Genomic DNA, 20104 nt, shown 5'->3' on the forward strand with positions numbered 1-20104 from the left:
TATGCTAAAGAATGCCATAGACAATTTGCTTATTAGTATTTCACGTTTAATTGCTATTGATTCGGTGGGGGTGGCCATCGCAGAGATCGACCTTAGAGAGGGCGGTATCTTAATTGGTGGCGGGAATATTGGTAAAACGTCGATCCTCAATGCGATTCGATTATTTTTATTACCAGAAGAAAACTTCAAAGACTCAAAAAGCAAGTTCGGATTTTCAGATAAAGAAGGCAACTTTTACTCCAATGACGAGTGTTTTGAACACTACTTTCCGAGCAGCACCAGCTTTTTGATCTTAGAGTGCGATAACTATTTAGGCGGGCCTATCCCTCACTGTCAGATACTTTATCGTGGTAGTTCAGAAAAACTTGATTATCGCCGCATGTTTACCTCGCTAAGATATGAGCAAATACGCCACCTTTTTTGGGATGGCAATGCCGGATACGATGGTATTGGTGGTCGAGTGGATGATTTAACGCTGAGCAAAGTACAGACTTTTCTCAAGCGTGAGGATAAGCACTTTAAGCCAGTAACGCGTTCAGCAAAAATTAAAGAGGTGATCTACGCTAATCAACTACTCGATATTGATGCGATGCGTTTTTGCTTGTTCCCTCTTAGTTCAACTAAAGATGCTGATGTCGATGCCTTTCGCGCGCTCGTTCGTTTGTTATTTGATATGAAGACCGGTTCGGACACGGTTCGTTTAGCGGTCGCTAACATCATTGAATCCAGAAAGAAGGAGCGAAAAGACGAGCTTAATTTCGATATTGATGCCTTTATTAATCATAACGACATGTTGTCACGCCGCGAGCTAATACTCAAAAAGATTGAAAGCCTAAGACCTGAGTACGAAAAGCTTGCCCTCAGTCATCAACAATTAGTGAGCAATAGAAATGCTGAAGATGCGTTGATGCAGTACGCCATGATGCTTGACAGCCGAATCAATCAAGAAAACCAAATTCTTAAGCAAGAAGAGATACAGCTAACGTTCCAGAAAGAAAAGGTACGCTCTGCGAAGAAAGCGTGTAATGACACACTTGATAAACAAAAGACGCTACAAGGTGAAATTAACGTACTGTCTCGTAGGCAGACAAAACTCGATGAGAGTGTGCAAAACACGAATCTCATCATCAATTTATACGATGAAAGCGAGACTATCGAATCAATTGTCTCGGGCCATCGTGAGCACTTAGCTGACAAAGAGCAAGCATTAGCATTAAAGCAAGATGCGGAGAAGCGACAGGCTGAACTGGAAGCCCTTAAGCAGGAAGTTGAAAAACTTGAAGAGATGGAAGCTCGCTATCAAGCTTCAGTTAACGCTCAGGAATACAAACTTTTTAATCAGTTACCTGATAGTGTTTGGATGAAATTAGCCGCTGTGAATTTAGAGGTGGCGGAGTCTAACCCTGCACGACCTTTAACCGCGTCTGAACAACAGGCAATTGAATCTTTTACGGATTTATTAGAGGCGAAAGACCAGCATTATACGCTTTGGGGATTAAAGCTCAAGCCTATCCAAACGGACAATCGAGAATCGGATCAAATCCGGTTATCTAAAGTACAAGAGACACTAGAGCGCAAACGCAAGCGAATGGTGGATTTGAGCGCGATGGATAGTCAATCCCGTTTTGAGCGAATTAAAGACATCTCTGCACTTGAAACTGAAATTAAGCGCACACAAAACGAAATCAGCTTGTTGCTTGCATTCACCAATAACGCACATCAGCTTCAAGAGATTAATAAAGAACTAGCGGAAGCTGAACAAACTCGTGACTCGTTACAAAAACAGTTCGACGCACAAAATGAGTTGTTGGCACAAGAGAAGCAATCGGTTGAGGTGCAAACTGACAAACTAACTGAGAAAAAAGAGCAGTTAGAAAAATTAACCGGATACAGAGTTAGGGTTAAAGCGGAACTTCAGGCGCATCATCTGCCAGTAAGTGATTTTTCAGTCTTACCCGACCAAACAGTGGACTTGTCGGGAGAAACATTACTCAAGCGAATTGAGAGCCTAAACAGTAAGCGTCAAGCAAAGACAGATATTACGGAGAGACTACAGGATTTTGTCAGAGAACAAGTGCTCGAAAATGACGATGAATTGATGCTCTCTCACCTAGATGATGAACTTCTAGAACATGCATTTCACCAGCTTCAAACGCGCTATCAAGGGTTAGATGAGGAGTTTGATATTCTGCGTAAGCACTTTATTGAGCATAAGCACTCTGTTCACGCCATTATCAATGAGCTAAAAAACAATCGAGAAATGGTCCTCCAATTTGAGCAGAGTATCAATCGCGCGTTTCAGGGGGTAGTGATTAATGATTTGTCGCAGGTAGAAGCCAAAATCAAAGTGGAAGCTCGATTTGATGACTTGGTGAATGAAATAGAGTTTTTTGATACTCATTCTGATCAAAAAGCGTCTGAACAATTTATTGAGCGTCTTAAGGCCTTTAGTAAAAAGTTCTTCCCAGAAGGCAAAGCCGCATTGTTAACGATGGAGCAGATAGTATCTGGAATTTCATACCGAGTGAAAAAGCAGGGACAAGAAGGTTGGGAGAGTAAATCGCAATCTACTTCGACCATTATGCTTATCAATATCAAACTGGTAGAAATTTTACTTGGTAGATTGAGAAACAGCGCTTGTTCTACTCAGTTTCCATTGGTTATTGACGAAGGTGCTTCGGTTGATAGCTCTCAATTTGACTGGCTGTTGCCTAATATGAAACAAGCAGGATTTAGAGTATTAAGCGCATCGACCAATTCTGCATCCAGTGAGATCATCTTCAAGTTTGGGCAGCATTTTCGATTAGATGCCATGCGTACAGCAACACCTTATAGCAAAGCAAGAACCATTGCATTTACTGGCATGCCAGAAAGTTTTGTGACAAAAGGAAGTACGTTGGATAGAGAGCAGCTTGATATGTTTGGAGAGGCATATGAGTGATCAACGACTTCTAACCATCCCTACATTTGCCATAATGCTTGAACATCACACCATCATGAGAGATGTGATCCGTACAATGGATGAGAGCGGTGAGCCTTATGTGAGAGAAGCCTCCTTTATCTCTAGATTGCACCGTTACATACAAGGGCAAAGTAAAGAGAAGCAGAAACAATTACGTACTGCCTTTTCTACCGACAACTTATTAGCTTCCCATATTTTGGTGGATAAAGATGAGTTCGGGGGCGAGAGTCGCTTGATCTTTGATCGTGCGGTAATAGGGGTATTCCGTCTGTTTGATCGCAGTTTATTTCAAGACCTTACCGATGTTGCACTTAAGATCCAGCTCGGGGGTATACGGTTACTCCTAGAAAATCTCCAATCGGGTTCGATGTTGTATAGCGATAGTGACCTAGATTTCAAGGAGTTAATTGACGAGTTATTTCATCAATTGAGTGAACTGCTTAACAGCATTCGCTTGAACTTGGTCAAAATGCAGACCATCAACCAAGAGCTCAGCGATGCGAGTGAACTTGCCGCCAAGTCTCATAATCCACAAGTGTTTTCTGCTCTTCAGCAAGAGTCGATAGAAAAAATATCTTTACTGCTTTCTCGCCACATATTGCCAACTAGGCAGTTTTTGGATGAAAAAAGCCGTTTGAAAGATGGCCCGAACTTGTTTGAATGTCTGCAAAGCTTACGCAGTCAGTTCGACCTCCATCAAGACCATCAGCGGGCTAATGCGATGCTAAGGTATGAGGTGAGCTTTAACAGCTTTCACAAACAGATCAGCAAAGTTTCTCAATCGGTGGATCATTTTTTGGCGCGTTCCAAAAAACGCCTTCAACAGTTTAATGCAATTGAAGGTGCATTTAGTGAGTTAGTGAATGCATTAGATGCCACAAAACAAAATCTCAAGCGCAGCCAGATTGATGGGAAATTTGCTCGTGATAACGGAACCTTTATGGGTTTAATGCAGCAAGCTAGGCCCAAAGTGCTGCGTATCAGTAGTTCAGAAGCCTACCTAAACAACGTAGTGAGTGATATTGAAGCGCGAGTTGTGGATAGGAGTTTGCTAGAGCAGAGCCGTTATGTGGATTTAGTCAGCGTAAAAGATGATTCCACCGAGCAGAGGCTCGCGCGCGCAGAGCAGATCTTTGAGCTAGTCAAAAACATGAAAATGGCAGAGTATCAAGATCTCACACTCTCTCTACATCGTCGCCTTAAAGATTATTTCTCTGACTATCACTTTGTTGATCTATTGGAGGGTCTCAACTTCATATTGCGAAGTGAGGCAATACTTGATGGACATACACTCAAAATGACCAACTTTCGTCAGCGTCTCGCCCAAGGCGACAATATTTATTTATACCGCAAAATCCGAACAGAGCGAGTAATTCAGTAATGAGCCCCTTTTCTCAAATCAACATGGCGAAAAGCCAGCAGATATACGCCACCTTCGTTAATGGTAAGGTGATCACCAAGCAGGTTTATGACCTTTATCAGCAGAGTTTTCTAGAGAGCACACTCTATACCGAGCTTTACAACAATTTAGATCACTTTACTCAACTCTACCTTCATATAGGCTATACGCTTAACTTCAATGTCGAGGGCGAGTTTTTCTATATTAGCCGTAGCGAAGCTGAAGAGGACGCCGACACAAATGCCACCAAAATCCAGGCAATGTTGTTGATTATCGCCCGCTATTGGGTCGACAAAGGTTTTGACCTCGATGATTTAATGACGCCAGTCATTGGGCTAGGACGCACGGCACTGGAAGAAATCGCTGAACAAACGATTTATGATGATATTCGTCAAGCACTCGGAATAGAGACATGGGACAAGGCCTTAAACTACCTCGCAGACAGAAACTTTCTCTATCAATGTGGTGATAAGCATTACATTTTGAGTTCAGCAGGTATGCACTTCCTTAATTTGCATGTTGAAAAGTACTCTCAAGAACAAGATTAGTTAGACTTTAGCCTTATCTATGGTGTCAGTCAGGTTGATGTTGGTTAGCTAAATCTCTGAATTAACTAACAGTCTCAAAAGTAGTAATATGCTAGCTTTGTTGCATTTTTTGCATTTTTTGCATTTGTTGCATTTGTTGCATTTGTTGTGTTCAAGAGTAAGGAAACTTTGTCGTGGAAAAGAGTAATTTTGAGTTTTTAAAACATCACGATGAGTTGTTGTTTCAACTAGCTAATCGAGCAGAGCAGTGCTTTGTGCCGGACCCGAACACAACACTGGTTAAGATTCGCCAACTGGGAGAAGCACTGGCGCAAAACGTAGCGGCTCGAGTCGGTGTTGACTATGGGCAAGATATCAAGCAGATAGATTTGCTGCGTAATCTTGAATATAAGCTTACTCTTGACCCCCGCATTAATGACTCTTTCCACACCATTAGAAAGCTAGGTAATACAGCAACTCATGACTTCACATCCTCTAGCCACAGAGATGCGCTTAAATCCCTTGTCTTGGGCCATGCACTTAGTGCTTGGTATCACACCCTATTTGGTGGTACGCAGGCCAAAGGGTTTAAACCTGCGGCTTTCATTAAGCCCAAAGACCCATCAGAAGAAGTACGTCTTTTAGAGGAACAGTTACAAGCGTTAGAAATTACGCAGCAAAGAACCTCCGAACGACTAAAAGTCGCTGAACAGCTTAAGCAAGTTGAAGCTGAGAAAGCCGAAGCGTTAAAAGTACGAGCTGTGCAAATGCAGGCAGAAAGTGAACTCTGGGAAGATGTAGCTACTGAGCATGAAGCCACTTTGGCTGAGTATCGCCAAAAAATGGATGAAGCTAACGTGCTGTACGACGCTATGTTTAACCAGCAAAGCCAGCAAGAACAAGCAAAACTTATTGATCAGGTTGAAAAGTCACGTTTAGAACTCAATGAAGAAGAAACTCGAGTTCTGATTGATGAGCAATTGAATGATGCGAAATGGAAAGCAGACAGCGTAAACCTTAAATATTCAAAAGGGGCGAGGCCAGTTGCCAACGAAAACCGTGCCATAGCCGAATGGCCGACTAGCTCTGGGCCAGCAGATTACGTTTTATTTATGGGGTTAACCCCTGTAGCCGTGGTTGAAGCAAAGAAAAGTGCGAAGAATGTATATGGCGCCATTGACCAAGCGAAGCGCTATGCCAAAGGCTTAACCAATAAAGGCGGAATTATTATTGAAACCACTTACGGTGAGTTCAAAGTTCCTGTCGTGTTTGCGACTAACGGTCGCCCATACTTAGAACAGCTGGAACAAGAGAGTGGCATCTGGTTTTTGGATGTTCGAGACACGACCAACCGCCGTAGAGCGCTAAAAGGTTGGTACTCACCAAGTGAAATTAAAGCGTACCTTCGTCAAACGCCGCAGCAAGCAGAGCAAGAACTTGACCAGATGGGATTTGATTACGACTTAAAACTCCGTGACTACCAGGTTAAGGCTATTCAGTCGGTAGAACAGGCGATTAAACAAGGTAAGACGAACGCACTGGTGGCAATGGCAACTGGAACAGGTAAAACTAAAACCTGTATTGCTTTAGTGTATCGCTTGCTCAAAGCAGAACGTTTTCGTCGCATTCTATTTCTGGTTGATCGTTCAGCGCTTGGTGTGCAGGCAACCACTGACTTTGGCGAAGTTCGATTAGAGAACTTAAATACCTTTGCCGATACATTCGATGTCATTGGTATGGAAGCAGATAAACCGCCAGTCGCTAAGCCTGAAGACGACACCAAAGTCCATGTGGCGACAGTCCAAGGCTTAGTGAAACGTATTTTGTACCCGAATGATGGTGATACCAAGCCGGGCGTTGGTCAATACGATTGCATCGTTGTTGATGAATGTCACCGCGGCTATCTGCTTGACAGAATTCAGAGCGAGACAGAACTTGAATTTCGTGATCAAAAAGATTACCAATCCAAGTACCGAGCGGTTTTGGACTATTTTGATGCCTTCAAAATTGGCTTAACAGCCACGCCAGCGCTGCATACAGTAGATATCTTTGGTGAGCCTATCTTTAGCTACACCTATACGGAAGCGGTCATTGATGGCTATCTTAACGATCACCTGCCACCGATTAGAATTCACACCAAGCTTGCAGAGCAGGGTATTCATTACAATATCAACGAAGAAGTTCAGGCGTATAACATCGAAGACAATACGATTGAAAAATATCGCACGCCAGATGAACTCGATTTTGATGTGTCGCAGTTTAATAAGAAAGTGGTGAGTCCAAACTTCACTAAAGTCGTGACCAAATGGCTAATCGAAAGTGACGCGATTAATCCATACTCTGAAGCGAAAACTCTCATATTCAGTGTGACCGACAAACACGCCGATCAAGTAGTAGAAGCGCTAAAAGAAGCGTGTGAACACTATCATGGTGAGGTGGAAGACGACGCCATCCAAAAGATCACCGGAGCATCGGATAAGCCATTAGAAAAAATCCGTCTGTTTAAGAATGATCGTTTACCCAATATTGCGGTGACGGTTGATCTGCTAACAACAGGGGTTGATGTTCCTAAGATTTGTAATCTGGTCTTCTTGCGTCGTATGAATAGTCGCATTTTGTTTGAACAGATGCTAGGTCGCGCCACACGTTTATGTGATGAGATCGCCAAGGGGCCATTTAGAATTTATGATGCGGTCGATATCTATACTCAGCTTGAAGACGTGAACAGCATGAAGCCTGTTGTGACCAACGTAAATATTACATTCAGCGAGCTTGAGAATGAAATGACTCAAGTCGATGAAGAAGAGCTACAAACGTTAGCTAAAAATCAGTTTATCGCCAAGCTTCAGGTCAAACGTCGTCACTTAACAGACTCGCAGCGTGAAGATTTTGAAACTATTGTTGGTCAATCCCCTGAATACTTTATTCAAGATCTGAAGAGTCGACCAGTTGACGAAGTTGCAGAGTGGTTTACCAAGCATCCGGGATTAGGCGAGTTGTTAGATAGTAAAGTGATCGGAGGTGGTAACCGTCCTCCAGTGATAATTTCTGATCATGATGACAAGGTGACCAATGTCACCACAGGTTACGGCGATGGGCAAAAACCATCCGATTATCTTCAAGCATTCAGCGATTTTGTTAATGCTAACAGCAATAGATTGATTGCAATTCAAACAGTCGTGCAAAAACCTTGGGAATTGACAAGAGAAAGCCTCAAAGAACTGGCTCTAGAGCTTGAAAAGAACCGCTTTAGAGAACAAGATCTGCAAGTGGCCTGGAACGAAGTAACAAACGAAGAAATCGCTGCAAGAATCATCGGCTTTATTCGCCAAGCAGCGTTGGGTGAAGCCCTTATTCCGTTTGATCTGCGTGTCGATAAAGCATTAGAAACTATGCTGGCTAGTCAGCAGTGGAAGACACCACAAAAGAAATGGTTAGAGCTTATCGCTAAGCAAATGAAAGCGACCACCATTGTTGATTTACCTGCACTAGATCAGGGTATTTTTAAGCAACAACAAGGTGGCATTAAACGTGCCAACAAACTGTTTGAACAACCTATCGGGAATGTTCTACTCCAATTTAACAAAGCGCTGTGGCTAGCACCTCAACAGTCAGCTCCGCAGCAGCAAGCAAAAACAGCTTAGTGCTGTCGCACTCATAAAGGTAATAAAATAAATGAGCACTCAAGATCTCGTCGCCAAGTTGTGGAATCTATGTAATTTACTCCGCGACGACGGCGTGACCTATCACGAATACCTTAACGAGTTAACTTACCTTGTTTTCTTAAAAATGGTTGATGAAACAGGTCAAGATGAGCTTCTGCCCAAAGGTTACCGCTGGGAAGATCTAGAAGCCTATAACTCTGCAGTGCGCCTTGATGAGTATAAAAAGCTGCTTCTGCACTTAGGGTCAAATGGTTCATTGATCACTAAAGCAATTTTTGCCAATGCCAGCACCGTAATTCGTAAGCCTGCCACGTTGAATAAGCTGGTGGTAGAGATTGACAAACTAGATTGGTACAGCGCTAAAACCGAAGGGTTAGGTGACATGTATGAAGGCTTACTAGAAATCAATGCAGGTGAGAAAAAATCTGGTGCTGGTCAGTACTTTACTCCGCGCGTGCTTATCGACGTGATGGTAGAACTAATGAAACCAACATTAGACGATGTCATTGTCGACCCGACTGCAGGCACAGGCGGCTTCTTAATCAGTGCGCATAATTACGTTAAAGCTCACAATGACATTGAAGCGTTAGACACACTCCCATACGACAAATATCAGCATGAAACTTTTTTTGGTATGGAGCTGGTGCCAGATACGCGTCGCCTAGCCATGATGAACCTCATGTTGCATGATTTAGCCGTGGATGATGAAAACTCCGGTATCTTGTTTGGTGATACTCTTTCTAATGAAGGTAAAGCCCTGCCATCAGCTAGCCTGGTTTTAGCTAATCCACCATTTGGTACTAAGCAGGGTGGTGGCGTACCCACGCGTGATGATTTAGTTCACTACACCAGTAATAAGCAATTAGCGTTTCTGCACTTGATGTACCATAAAATGCTCAAGCCAGGTGGTCGAGCTGCTGTGGTATTGCCTGACAACGTACTATTTGAAGGCTCTACTGGGCAAACCATCCGTAAAGACCTGATGGAGAAGTGTAACCTGCACACCATTTTACGCCTGCCAACGGGCATCTTCTATGCCGCAGGAGTCAAAACCAACGTGTTGTTCTTCTCTAAACCTGAAGATGTAAAACAAGACAAAGGCCAGACCAAGAACGTGTGGGTGTATGACCTTCGCTCTAATATGCCAAAATTCGGTAAGCGTACTGTTCTGACTAAAAGCCATTTTGAAGAGTTTTATCAAGCGGTGGGAAGTGACTTAACCCAAGTTGATGAGAAAGCTCGTAAAGCGTTTGTTAGCAGTCATGAAGGTGATGCTGATGGCTGTCGCCTACGCTGCTTTAGCCGTGAAGAGATTTTCAGTAAAGATGAATCACTTGATCTCAGCTGGATCCGTGATGAAAGCAATGAAGACGCCTCAAAACTGCCCGCGCCAGATGTGTTGATTAACGAAGCACTGGTTGAGTTGGCTGGCGCGATGGAAGAGCTAAAAGCGATTTTGGTGGAGCTAGATTCAGCAGAAAGTGATGAGGTGGCTCTGTGAGTGAGTTACCGAAGAACTGGATTGAAGTGAGGTTAGGCTCTATTGCTAAAGTTCAGAGCGGTGTTGGTTTCCCTAAAAAATATCAGGGTATAGCCGATGCAGAGTATCCTGTGTATAAAGTAGGAGATGTATCAAAAGCTTTTCTTTACAACTCCAGTTTGTTGAGTGAATCTGAAAACTATGTTTCCTCAGAAACGCTAGGTGTAATGAAAGGAAATGTTTTTGACATTGGCACGATTTTATTTGCAAAAATCGGTGAAGCATTAAAGCTTAATCGTCGAGTGATCGTTAAGAAGAAAGGTATCGCTGACAATAATGTCATGGGAGTTAAGGCAATACTCGATGAAGAAGATGACTATCTTTTTAGATATTTGCAGAGTTTCGATGTTGCAGGACTTTCCAGATCTACTACGGTTCCCTCGATCAGAAAAACAGACGTAGAAGATATTCTTGTTCCGCTTGCCCCACTAAATGAACAAATCCGCATTGCCAACAAGTTGGATTCAATCCTTGCTAAGGTTGATAAAGCTCAAGCTCGTTTAGACAAAATCCCCTCAATCCTAAAACGTTTCCGTCAATCGGTATTGGCTGCCGCAACGTCTGGAGAGTTGACGAAAGAGTGGCGTGACGAGAATACACCAATCAAGCATTCGGAAGTGACAGGTAAGTATGAACTTGACTGGAGTATTGTCGAAGAATCAGCGTTACCAGAAAGTTGGCAATGGGTCCCATTAGGAAATTATGCCAAATGTAGTCGAGGTAAGTTTTCTATCCGCCCAAGAAATGATCCGTCTTGTTTCGATGGGGATTACCCTTTTATTCAAATAGGTGATTTGCCAAGGCAAGGAGGATTCATCTATTCACATAAACAGACATTAAACGAAAAAGGGTACTCGGTTAGTCGAGAATTTGACGCGGGTACGGTAGTTCTAGCAATTGTAGGTGCGACAATTGCCAACACTGGGATAACCACATATCCGGTGTGTTTCCCAGATAGTTTGGTCGGAATAAACTCGGCTTCAGAAACCACCAACAAGTATTTGGACTATCACTTGAGAGCGATAAAGGAAGATATACGACAAGCCTCCTACGCAGGAGGAGGGCAACCTAATATCAAGCTTACGATGGTCAACCCGCTACCTTTGCCGTTACCATCAGAAGCTGAAATAGTAGAGATTGTTGCGAAAGTTGAATCGTTGATGGCAAGAGCAAATAAAGTCGAAAAACAATACCTAGACGCCAAGGCTCGCCTAGACCGCCTAACACAATCGATTCTAGCCAAAGCTTTCCGAGGTGAGTTAGTGCCGCAAGATTCTAATGATGAACCCGCAGAAAAGTTGTTAGAGCGTATTGTTGCAGAAAAAGAACTGAATAAGCCTAAAAAGGCCGCAAATAAGCGTACCACCAAAGCGAAAACGGTAGAGAAGGAATAATGAACGACATGAATCAATCACTCTCTTTAGTCAATATCAAAGCCAACAACTTTAAGTCGCTGGTGGATTTTTCCCTGCCGTTTAGCAAGTTCAACTGCTTAGTGGGCTTAAATGGCTCGGGTAAATCAACGGTATTACAGTTTATTGATTTTCTCTCACAGCAAGTGAGTGGTGATATCGATGAGTGGTTGGATAGTCGTCAATGGAGTGCGAAAGACCTTAATTCGACGCTCACTAAGCAATCCAATATTAACTTTACAGTAGAGCTTTCTTACTCGAATAAACCAGTGATTTGGGAAGGCAGTTTCAACAGAACAGAGTTGTACTGTACGGCAGAGAAAATCACTTGGGGTGGTAAAACGCTGCTCAATGTTGCTGATGGTAAGTTCTCACTGCCAACAGAAGATCTTCAAGCGCCCATTACCTTTGCTTATCAAGGCTCGATTCTATCTCAATTACGAGAAAGCCAGCTTCCTAAAGAGCTGGTGGAGTTTAAAACCTTCTTCAATGAACTGAATGCACTAGACATGCTTTCACCTGATATGCTTCGTGATCAACACATCAGCGGTAAAACCCTTGGTGCTGGTGGCAAGATGCTATCGAGCTTTATTAGCAATATGACTAAAGAAGAGAAATCGAACTTAGTCTCGACTCTTAAAGGCTTGTACCCAAGTTTAATCAAGGTAGATGCGACTGTTCAAAAATCAGCTGGCACAGTAAAGCTTGAGATAGAAGAAAAGTTTGGCGAGAAGACCATCAAAACCGAAGCCAGACACATCAATGATGGCTTACTTCGCTTTATGGCTATCTTCGCTCAGTTAACCAAAAAGCAAAGTGCGCTTTTGCTGGATGAGATTGAGAATGGCGTAAACCCAGAGCTCATCGAAAAGCTAGTAGACAGCTTAGTAGCGGCAAATACTCAAGTGATTGTCACAACGCACAGCCCAATGATCCTTAATTACATGGAAGATGAAGTCGCGAAAGCGGGCGTTGTCTATCTGTATAAGAATGAAAAGGGTGCCACTCAAGCGATTCGTCTGTTTGATATTCCTTCTATGCAGCACAAGCTGAAATTCATGGGCCCGGGCGAAGCTTACGAAGACACCATACTAGAAAACCTAGCATCGGAAATCGCTGCATTAGAAAGCGAAACTATCAAAGATACTGACAACTAAAAGGAGCATTAAGCATGTATTTAGTTGTCAGTGGTGAAGGTGAAACCGACATCGGTAAAAGCAATGAAGCAATTGGTCCGCTTAGTAAGTTGATTGATAAGTTTATTGAACCGTACACTCAATACTCGTTATTGGATGCGGGGATGCTTGAAGTCGTTCATGAGACAGAGATTACTCGTATCTCCCGTGATAGAAGCATCATCAAGCCACTCTCTAGGCGTGGTAAAAAGACCCAGCACGAAACCCGCGAGTTTTACAGTGCAGCACGTGCTTTAGCGCATGTGGCCAAAAATGCCGATGTCCAACCAAGCTTGGCTGTACTTTTTCATGATTCAGACAGTAACAAGTGGCCCAATTACGAGACTAAGCGACTTTCGATGGAGCATGGCTTTATTGCTCAAGAGTTTGAAAATGGTGTTCCTTTCGTTGCCCAACCTAAATCAGAAGCTTGGCTACTATGTGCCCTGAAAAACGGCTATCAACATTGCGCGGCTTTAGAAGAACGCTCGGGCAACGATGATTCTCCTCGTTCTTTAAAAGCCGAGCTAGAAGCGCATCTTGGTGAGCCAGCTACCCGTGAAAAACTCAATGAACTTGTCGATGATGGCCTAATCGATCTCGCTCAAATCACCGATATGACGTCGATGGTTGATTTTCAAGAGTCAATGAGAGAAGTGCTTGGGCGCATGCTGGATAGACCAATCGAATAGGTATTTGCATGTCTGCACTAGCTATCTAGTGAGATAGAAGGAATTTAGAGTCATTATGGGAATAACATTAGAGAAAAGATTGTCGGCTTGGGATGACTTCTTAACACGTTGGCCGAAACAAAAAGTAAAAGAGCTGACGCTAGAAGAGTACGTGGATGTAAATAACCGCGACACATTCGCATATTGGTTAGAACACAGAACGAAAATTTTGGGCTCAATTCGTGGTGGTGACTCCTCTAAGTTTGGAATCTATCGTCGCAATAAGCCACCGAAAGGTGAGCGTTCCCATATTAAGCACGGTGAAGTCTATTCTTGGATCGCTCGCTTTGGCAAAACTGAAGAAGAAGCTTTCGATACTATAAAAAAGGACATATTAAAAGTTATAGCGTGTATTGAGTCTGGCGATGTAAACACTATTCAAGAAATAGGACTCGCAGATACTCTAAAGTGGAAATTAGCTTTTTTGTACCAAGACGCTGAAAATCCCACTGTCATCAATATTTTTAAGCGAGATATGCTGCGAGACGCTTGTTCTGATCCAACTGGCGATTTTTCTGATTTATATCGTAGCCTCTTAAAAGATAGGGGGGACATGCATATTGTCCAGTATGGTTATGAAATCTGGAATTCACTTGAAGAGACGGAATCAGCTGATTCTGAAGTTGATGAAACAGAAACTACACTTGCCGACAATAATATGAATACAAACAAGTTAAACACCATTCTCTACGGCCCTCCGGGTACTGGCAAAACCTATAATACCATTAACAAGTCTTTGGAAATTGTTGACCCTGAGTTCTACCATGAAAACAAAGAAAATCGAGATTTACTCAAGAAGCGATTTGATGAGCTTCTAAACGGAAACCGCATTGGCTTTATTACTTTCCACCAAAGTTTCAGCTATGAAGATTTTGTTGAAGGGCTTAAAGCGACAACCGAAAACAATCAGGTCAACTATGAAATTGAAGATGGTATCTTCAAGCGGTTATGTGAGTCTGCGCGAGCTAAGCCGACGATAAAAGCAGCCCAAGACCATGTTGATATCTCCGGACGAAAAATCTGGAAGATGTCATTAGGTGATACGTCAGGAGATGATGCATTTATTTATCAGCAGTGTGTTGATAATGGTTATGTCCTCTTGGGGTATGGTTATGATATCGATTTCTCCAAGGCAATTAATCGTAAAGAAGTGATCAAAGCATATCGGAATGATGGGGTTACTATCGAAAAAGAGAGTAGTGATTATAAAGTTACGTCGGTGAATAATTTCAAAAATGAAATGAGCATAGGTGACTTGATTGTCGTTTCAGATGGTAATCGTAAATTTAGGGCCATTGCTGAAATTACCAGTGATTACTACTTTGACGATTCTCTGGTTGCTGATGTTAGTTATTCTCAGGCAAGAAAAGTCACCTGGCACAGAGTGTATGAACCATCACTACCAATTGATGAATTGTTTAAAAAGAACCTGTCTCAAATGACATTGTATCGTCTGTATGGCACAACGATTGATACAGATAAGCTTCGCTCTATATTGCAGGGTAGTGATGATTCAGACACTGTTGCTCCAGGGAGTACAGTAGGCAAATATCAAGTTGAATCTATTACCAGTGAGCTGATTACTATTCGTAAATCTAACGGTTCAGAACTTCCGATATCCAAGGTGATAGTTGATGAACTTTGTGATTTGGTTCGAACGGGAAGAATCTCAATTGAGGACATCAAGTCAAAACAAGTATTTGATAAAGTCGATACAACAATAGAAAAGAACTTTGTTAACGGCTATCTCAATGTACTCGCACCATTAGTCGAAGCGATTATCAATAAAGGTATCTCACTAGCTAATCAAGTATCTTCAGATAACAGAGTTCTGATTATTGATGAAATCAACCGAGGAAATATCTCCAATATTTTTGGTGAGCTGATCACCTTGATCGAAACGAGTAAAAGAGCTGGTGGTAAAGAAGCGTTATCGGTGAAACTGCCGTATTCCAAAGAGCCTTTCACAGTACCAGATAATTTGCATATCATTGGTACAATGAATACCGCTGATAAGTCGCTCGCACAGCTGGATATTGCTCTGCGCCGTCGTTTTGAATTTGTAGAGATGATGACCAACTATGAATTGCTGGAAAAGACTCCAGATATAGATGGAATCAACGTTAGTCAGCTGGTTAGAACCATCAACAAAAGGATAGAGTTGCTCTATGACCGAGAGCATACCATCGGGCATAGTTTCTTTTTGCCGTTAAAAGACAATCCATCGATTGATTTACTTGCCGAGATCTTTGAGTTACAGATCCTCCCTCTTTTGGAAGAGTATTTCTTTGAAGATTGGGAGCGCGTCGGCATGGTATTGGGTGATCATTTAAAACAAGACGAGAGCTTACGTTTTGTCGTTGAACAGTTTGATGCTGAAGAAGTTGCATTGCTAATGGGAGAGGACTGGGAGCAGCCAGGGAACCAGTCATATTGCAGAAATACTCATGCGTTAAAGAGTGCAGAAGCATATATCGGTATTTACTCTTAATGAACAATTGCAAAGGCGATTCAGTTGTTAGAATCCGTGAGTTCGGCTTGTTGCTCAATGGAGGTAACAAGTCGTCGACCATTGATTGCCACTCTATACCGAGTAAAGCGTTTGAATGGCTTCTGGTAAATGGACAAAGCACTAACGAATACTCTGTTGATCTTGTTCGAGTTAAGAAACAAGGTCAATCTATCGCACTGCAAGTCATCAACTATGTTGGTGTTTTGGAAACACCTTGCGGTACGCGTATTGAAATATTACCGAAGATCTCTGAGAGGGAAGATTCAGAAACATCAACCAAAGTGCTTCTCAAGATGCTTTCAACGGTAAATAGACTCAATATGCACCAGTTTGAGAAATCGACTCTTCAAACGTTGAAGAGGCCGTTGTTTGAAATATTGATTGGTTACTTTTTGCAAGAAGTGGCCAGAGTCATTAAGAAAGGAGTTCGTTATCAATATAAACGAGTTCACTCCAGCAAGCCCTATCTGAAAGGCCAATTACAAACCTCAAAGCAAATTAATCAAAGGCCGGGTTGTCTTAATCGCTTCCATATTGCGTACGATGACTTTTCATCAGATCGTCCAGAAAATAGGCTTATTAGCTCCGCATTGACTCAGGTATTAAAGTGGGCAAAAAGTAGTGAAAATCTTCGCTTGGGTAGTGAGTTGCAATTTGCTCTCGATAATATCCCTCATTCTGATAACTATGCTGTTGATTTTCGCAAATGGTCGAATGACCGCTCACTCATTCACTATCGCTCGGTTAAGCCGTGGTGCGAATTAATTTTAAGTTATCAATCACCGTTATCACTAGCTGGGCAACACCATGGTATTTCCTTGCTCTTTCCAATGGAGATCTTATTCGAACGCTATGTTGCCATTAAGCTGGAAAAAGCGTTCCCTCGAGAATTGAAGCTGAAAGTTCAAGCAAACAGTCACTCTTTGGTCACTCATACTTTGCCAATGTTAGACAAGGAAGAAGGGTGGTTTAGGCTTAAGCCGGATATTGTGGTGAGCCACAAACAATTCCAAAAGGTGATTTGGGTTGCCGATACTAAGTGGAAGCGAATAAATGAAAATCAGGCCTCTGCTAAATACAAATATGGTATTAGTCAATCTGACATGTATCAGATGTTTGCTTATGGGCATAAGTATTTGAAAGGTACTGGTACGGTATACTTGATTTACCCCAAGCATGAGCACTTTAACCAGCCTTTGCCGCCGTTTAGGTTTGATGACGAGTTAACCGTTAGGGTTATTCCTTATGACTTGATAAAAGATGAAAGTGCTTTGATGGATCAAGTGCTAACCATGTTGCCTGAGCTTTCGGGCTAAACCAATAACACCTTTATTAACTCCTTTGCTAACGGAGATTGACTCTGTGGGGTACAAAAACAAATATGAAAAACGGAAATATATGAAGTCTTGATAGCAAGGTGTGACGAAAAACCCGGCAAGATGTCGCGGGTCTTATGTTTTAAGTTAGGTTTTGTTCTTAGCGATTTAGATGGATGGTTTGTTGCGTCTTAACAGTGCAGACCTTCCTTCTGAAGGTGCACGATGAATAACGCTCTCTCATAACTGGTTGATTTATAGCTTATGAACGGTTGGCATAATGGTTGCAACCTAATAGTTGCGGTGTTGCAGTATTTAGCGTGGTTCTGCTTATTGCATAGTCTAAATCTGGAAAACTGCAGCTATGGTACATAATCCTTTGTCGTTTGACGTATTGGTGCTGTTTTCAGTAGCGGGGAAACAGCACCGCTTTTTATTATATGTAACTAAGTATGCGCGTAAGGCTTACTTTAGACATAAAAAATGCTGCCAGTTGGCAGCATTTATCGTAACAGGGTCGTTGCTTAGCGTTTATTGCGAAGGTAGCGCTTGCGGCGCTCTTCTTTCTTCTTTGCTTTTTCTTCTGCTTTGCGCTCTGTTTCAATCGCAACATTGACCAGCTCTTCGGTGATCATTTCAGGGCGTTCCATGGTGATTTTGCCAAGGGTACCGTTGCGAAGCTCATTGATTAGGATTTCAGAGGCTTTATGCAGGTCAACACGACCGCCGCCTTTGAGGCAGCCACGTTTACGGCCGATTTCTTCCATCAGCTCTATTTCAGTTTCCGGCAACTCGTCATCGAGATTGTAGCGTGCCTGTAGTAGCTCCGGATACGCTTCTTTTAAGTATTCGACCGTAAAGAACGCGACATCAATGTAGTCCATTGCAGTATCTTTAACGGCGCCTGTTGCTGCCAGGCGGAAACCACTGTGCGGGTTTTCAACTTTCGGCCATAGAATTCCCGGGGTGTCGGAAAGTACGATACCGTTTTGCAGGTTGATACGCTGCTGCTGGCGGGTAACTGCTGGCTGGTTGCCCGTTACTGCAACGGTACGACCGGCAAGTGTGTTGATGATGGTTGATTTGCCGACATTCGGGATCCCCATGATCATGGTGCGAATGTTTTTACCCATATCTTCGCGATGTGGGGCAAGTTTGCGGCAAAGTTCGGTGATCTTGTTCACTTCGTTGATGTTTTCCGTAGTGATAGCAATCGCTTTAACACCTTGCTCTTTCTCAAGGTGTTCGATCCACATCTGGGTCATCTCAGGATCGGCCAAGTCACGTTTGTTAAGAACCTTAACAACAGGCTTATCATTGTCACCATGTTGACCACGGAAAGATTTGATCAGTGGGTTTTCGCTACTGAAAGGGATGCGCGCATCAAGTACTTCAATAATGACATCGACTTTGGGAATGGCTTCTTCAATTTCTTTGCGAGCCTTGTGCATGTGGCCCGGGAACCATTGGATAGTCTGACTACTCATTTGAAAAATAACCTTTTTAATATTCTGATATACGCTTTGGGTTACATGATGGGGTGCTATAAACAAATGTTAAAAACGCCTGGGCACTGTATCCCTTGATATCACTTCATTATTTGTTGTCCGTGACGTTTATGTCACCGATCCGCAAAGCGTTATGATTTTTGTGATCTTAACACTTAATTGGCTGTAACGGAAAAGCAATAGAGTGAGTAAGGCCGCTTTTAGTATGGTTCAAACTTATTACGAACATTTAATATTCAGCTTATTATTGAGTATGTTATTTAATCACTTTCTAATGAATTAAGTTGCATCGCAATGGTCAGGCTTAGTTATCTATACCTCAAAGTTTTGCAGAATGTCACACTTAGGAGGGGAGCTACGCCCCTAGCACTCATCCATAATCCTTCGGGGGTCGGAGGATGTTCTAACATACACTTGAAGGCAACATAGTCACCAGTTGGAAATAATCCTAGAGTGAGATTGAACCATGTCTAAAAATGGGCAAACACAACAATTTGACAAGGCAGCATTTAAAGCAGCTGTAGAGAAACACCTGACGACGACTTATGCGAATACTTCAGAGACGGCTACGCCACGTAGCTGGTATCTGGCAATGGGCCGGGCACTGGCAGAAATCAGTACCGGCAATCTGCTAGAAACAGAAAAACAACTAGCAGAAGAGAAAGCACGTAGCGTTAACTACCTTTCTTTGGAATTTCTTATCGGCCGCCTGACAGGCAACAACCTGATCAGCATGGGCCTGTATGAAGACGTTGCTGCAGTAATGAAAGAGCTGGGCTTGAATCTGACTGACTTACTGGAAGAAGAGCGCGACCCTGCACTGGGTAACGGTGGTCTTGGTCGTCTGGCTGCCTGTTTCATGGATTCACTGGCTGCACAAGAGTACCCGGCGGTAGGTTACGGCCTGCACTACGAGTACGGTCTGTTCCGTCAGTCTTTTGTTGAAGGCCGTCAGGTAGAAGCACCTGATGCATGGCGTGGTCTTGAAGGCTACCCATGGGAAGTGATCCGCCCAGAGCTTTCTCAGACAGTGAGCCTTTACGGTCGCGTAGAAGTCTATATTGACGAGAACGGTGATACCCGCCGCCGTTGGGTGCCGGGTATGACGGTTGAAGGTGTGGCTTGGGACCTGCCTATCGTTGGTTACGACAACAAGAGCGTTTACCCGCTGCGTCTGTGGGAGTGCCGTTCTAATGCACCGTTCAACCTGGCACGTTTCAACGACGGTGACTATGTGGGGGCTCAGTACTCTGCACTGGAAGCCGGTAACGTGACCAAGGTTCTTTACCCGAATGACAACCATGACCAGGGTAAAGCACTGCGTCTGATGCAGCAGTACTTCCACTGTGCCTGTTCG

At 43.0% G+C, this 20104-nt stretch carries 12 protein-coding genes; 11 read left to right on the forward strand and 1 reads right to left on the reverse strand.

The features are described 5' to 3' along the window. Position 1: 1 nt before the first annotated feature. The 10 genes from EIZ48_RS26255 to EIZ48_RS26300 all read left to right on the forward strand — a co-directional run bounded on the left by EIZ48_RS26255 (position 2) and on the right by EIZ48_RS26300 (position 17239). A complete protein-coding gene (locus EIZ48_RS26255) occupies positions 2 to 2941 on the forward strand; it encodes a hypothetical protein (RefSeq protein WP_160658168.1) in 2940 nt (979 codons plus the stop codon). Next, positions 2934 to 4343, forward strand: coding sequence for a hypothetical protein (locus tag EIZ48_RS26260; protein WP_160658170.1), 1410 nt, complete (start codon positions 2934 to 2936; stop codon positions 4341 to 4343). Before EIZ48_RS26255 ends, EIZ48_RS26260 begins: the two co-directional genes overlap by 8 nt. Further along, the gene (locus tag EIZ48_RS26265) at positions 4343 to 4909 is read left to right on the forward strand and encodes a condensin complex protein MksE (protein ID WP_160658172.1); all 567 of its coding nucleotides are present in this window, start codon (positions 4343 to 4345) and stop codon (positions 4907 to 4909) included. Before EIZ48_RS26260 ends, EIZ48_RS26265 begins: the two co-directional genes overlap by 1 nt. A 173-nt stretch (positions 4910 to 5082) precedes the next feature. Then, a complete protein-coding gene (gene hsdR, locus EIZ48_RS26270; RefSeq protein WP_160658174.1) occupies positions 5083 to 8532 on the forward strand; it encodes a type I restriction-modification system endonuclease in 3450 nt (1149 codons plus the stop codon). Between the two features lie 31 nt (positions 8533 to 8563). Next, positions 8564 to 10054: a class I SAM-dependent DNA methyltransferase gene (locus EIZ48_RS26275; protein WP_160658175.1), complete on the forward strand. Its 1491-nt coding sequence runs from the start codon at positions 8564 to 8566 to the stop codon at positions 10052 to 10054. Then, positions 10051 to 11487 carry a restriction endonuclease subunit S gene (locus EIZ48_RS29990; RefSeq protein WP_160658177.1) on the forward strand — a complete coding sequence of 479 codons (1437 nt, stop codon included), beginning with the start codon at positions 10051 to 10053 and terminating at the stop codon, positions 11485 to 11487. Before EIZ48_RS26275 ends, EIZ48_RS29990 begins: the two co-directional genes overlap by 4 nt. Beyond that, the gene (locus EIZ48_RS26285; RefSeq protein ID WP_240153106.1) at positions 11487 to 12662 is read left to right on the forward strand and encodes an AAA family ATPase; all 1176 of its coding nucleotides are present in this window, start codon (positions 11487 to 11489) and stop codon (positions 12660 to 12662) included. The genes EIZ48_RS29990 and EIZ48_RS26285 overlap by 1 nt, the downstream gene beginning before the upstream one ends. A 14-nt stretch (positions 12663 to 12676) precedes the next feature. Then, on the forward strand, positions 12677 to 13372 hold the full coding sequence (locus EIZ48_RS26290) for a hypothetical protein (protein ID WP_160658178.1): 696 nt from the start codon (positions 12677 to 12679) through the stop codon (positions 13370 to 13372). A 55-nt stretch (positions 13373 to 13427) separates the two neighbouring features. After that, complete coding sequence (locus EIZ48_RS26295; protein WP_160658180.1) at positions 13428 to 15902, forward strand: DUF8426 domain-containing protein; 2475 nt, start codon at positions 13428 to 13430, stop codon at positions 15900 to 15902. Then, on the forward strand, positions 15902 to 17239 hold the full coding sequence (locus EIZ48_RS26300; RefSeq protein WP_160658181.1) for an McrC family protein: 1338 nt from the start codon (positions 15902 to 15904) through the stop codon (positions 17237 to 17239). Before EIZ48_RS26295 ends, EIZ48_RS26300 begins: the two co-directional genes overlap by 1 nt. A 524-nt stretch (positions 17240 to 17763) precedes the next feature. Here EIZ48_RS26300 and ylqF read toward each other — a convergent pair. Then, positions 17764 to 18726: a ribosome biogenesis GTPase YlqF gene (gene ylqF / locus EIZ48_RS26305; protein ID WP_160658183.1), complete on the reverse strand. Its 963-nt coding sequence runs from the start codon at positions 18724 to 18726 to the stop codon at positions 17764 to 17766. A 487-nt stretch (positions 18727 to 19213) separates the two neighbouring features. On the opposite strand from ylqF, the gene EIZ48_RS26310 reads away from it, so the two are divergent. Further along, on the forward strand, positions 19214 to 20104 hold an 891-nt coding region (locus EIZ48_RS26310; RefSeq protein WP_160658185.1), incomplete at its 3' end, for a glycogen/starch/alpha-glucan phosphorylase.

The sequence above is a fragment of the Photobacterium alginatilyticum genome, from assembly GCF_009910675.1.
Classification (GTDB): domain Bacteria; phylum Pseudomonadota; class Gammaproteobacteria; order Enterobacterales; family Vibrionaceae; genus Photobacterium; species Photobacterium alginatilyticum.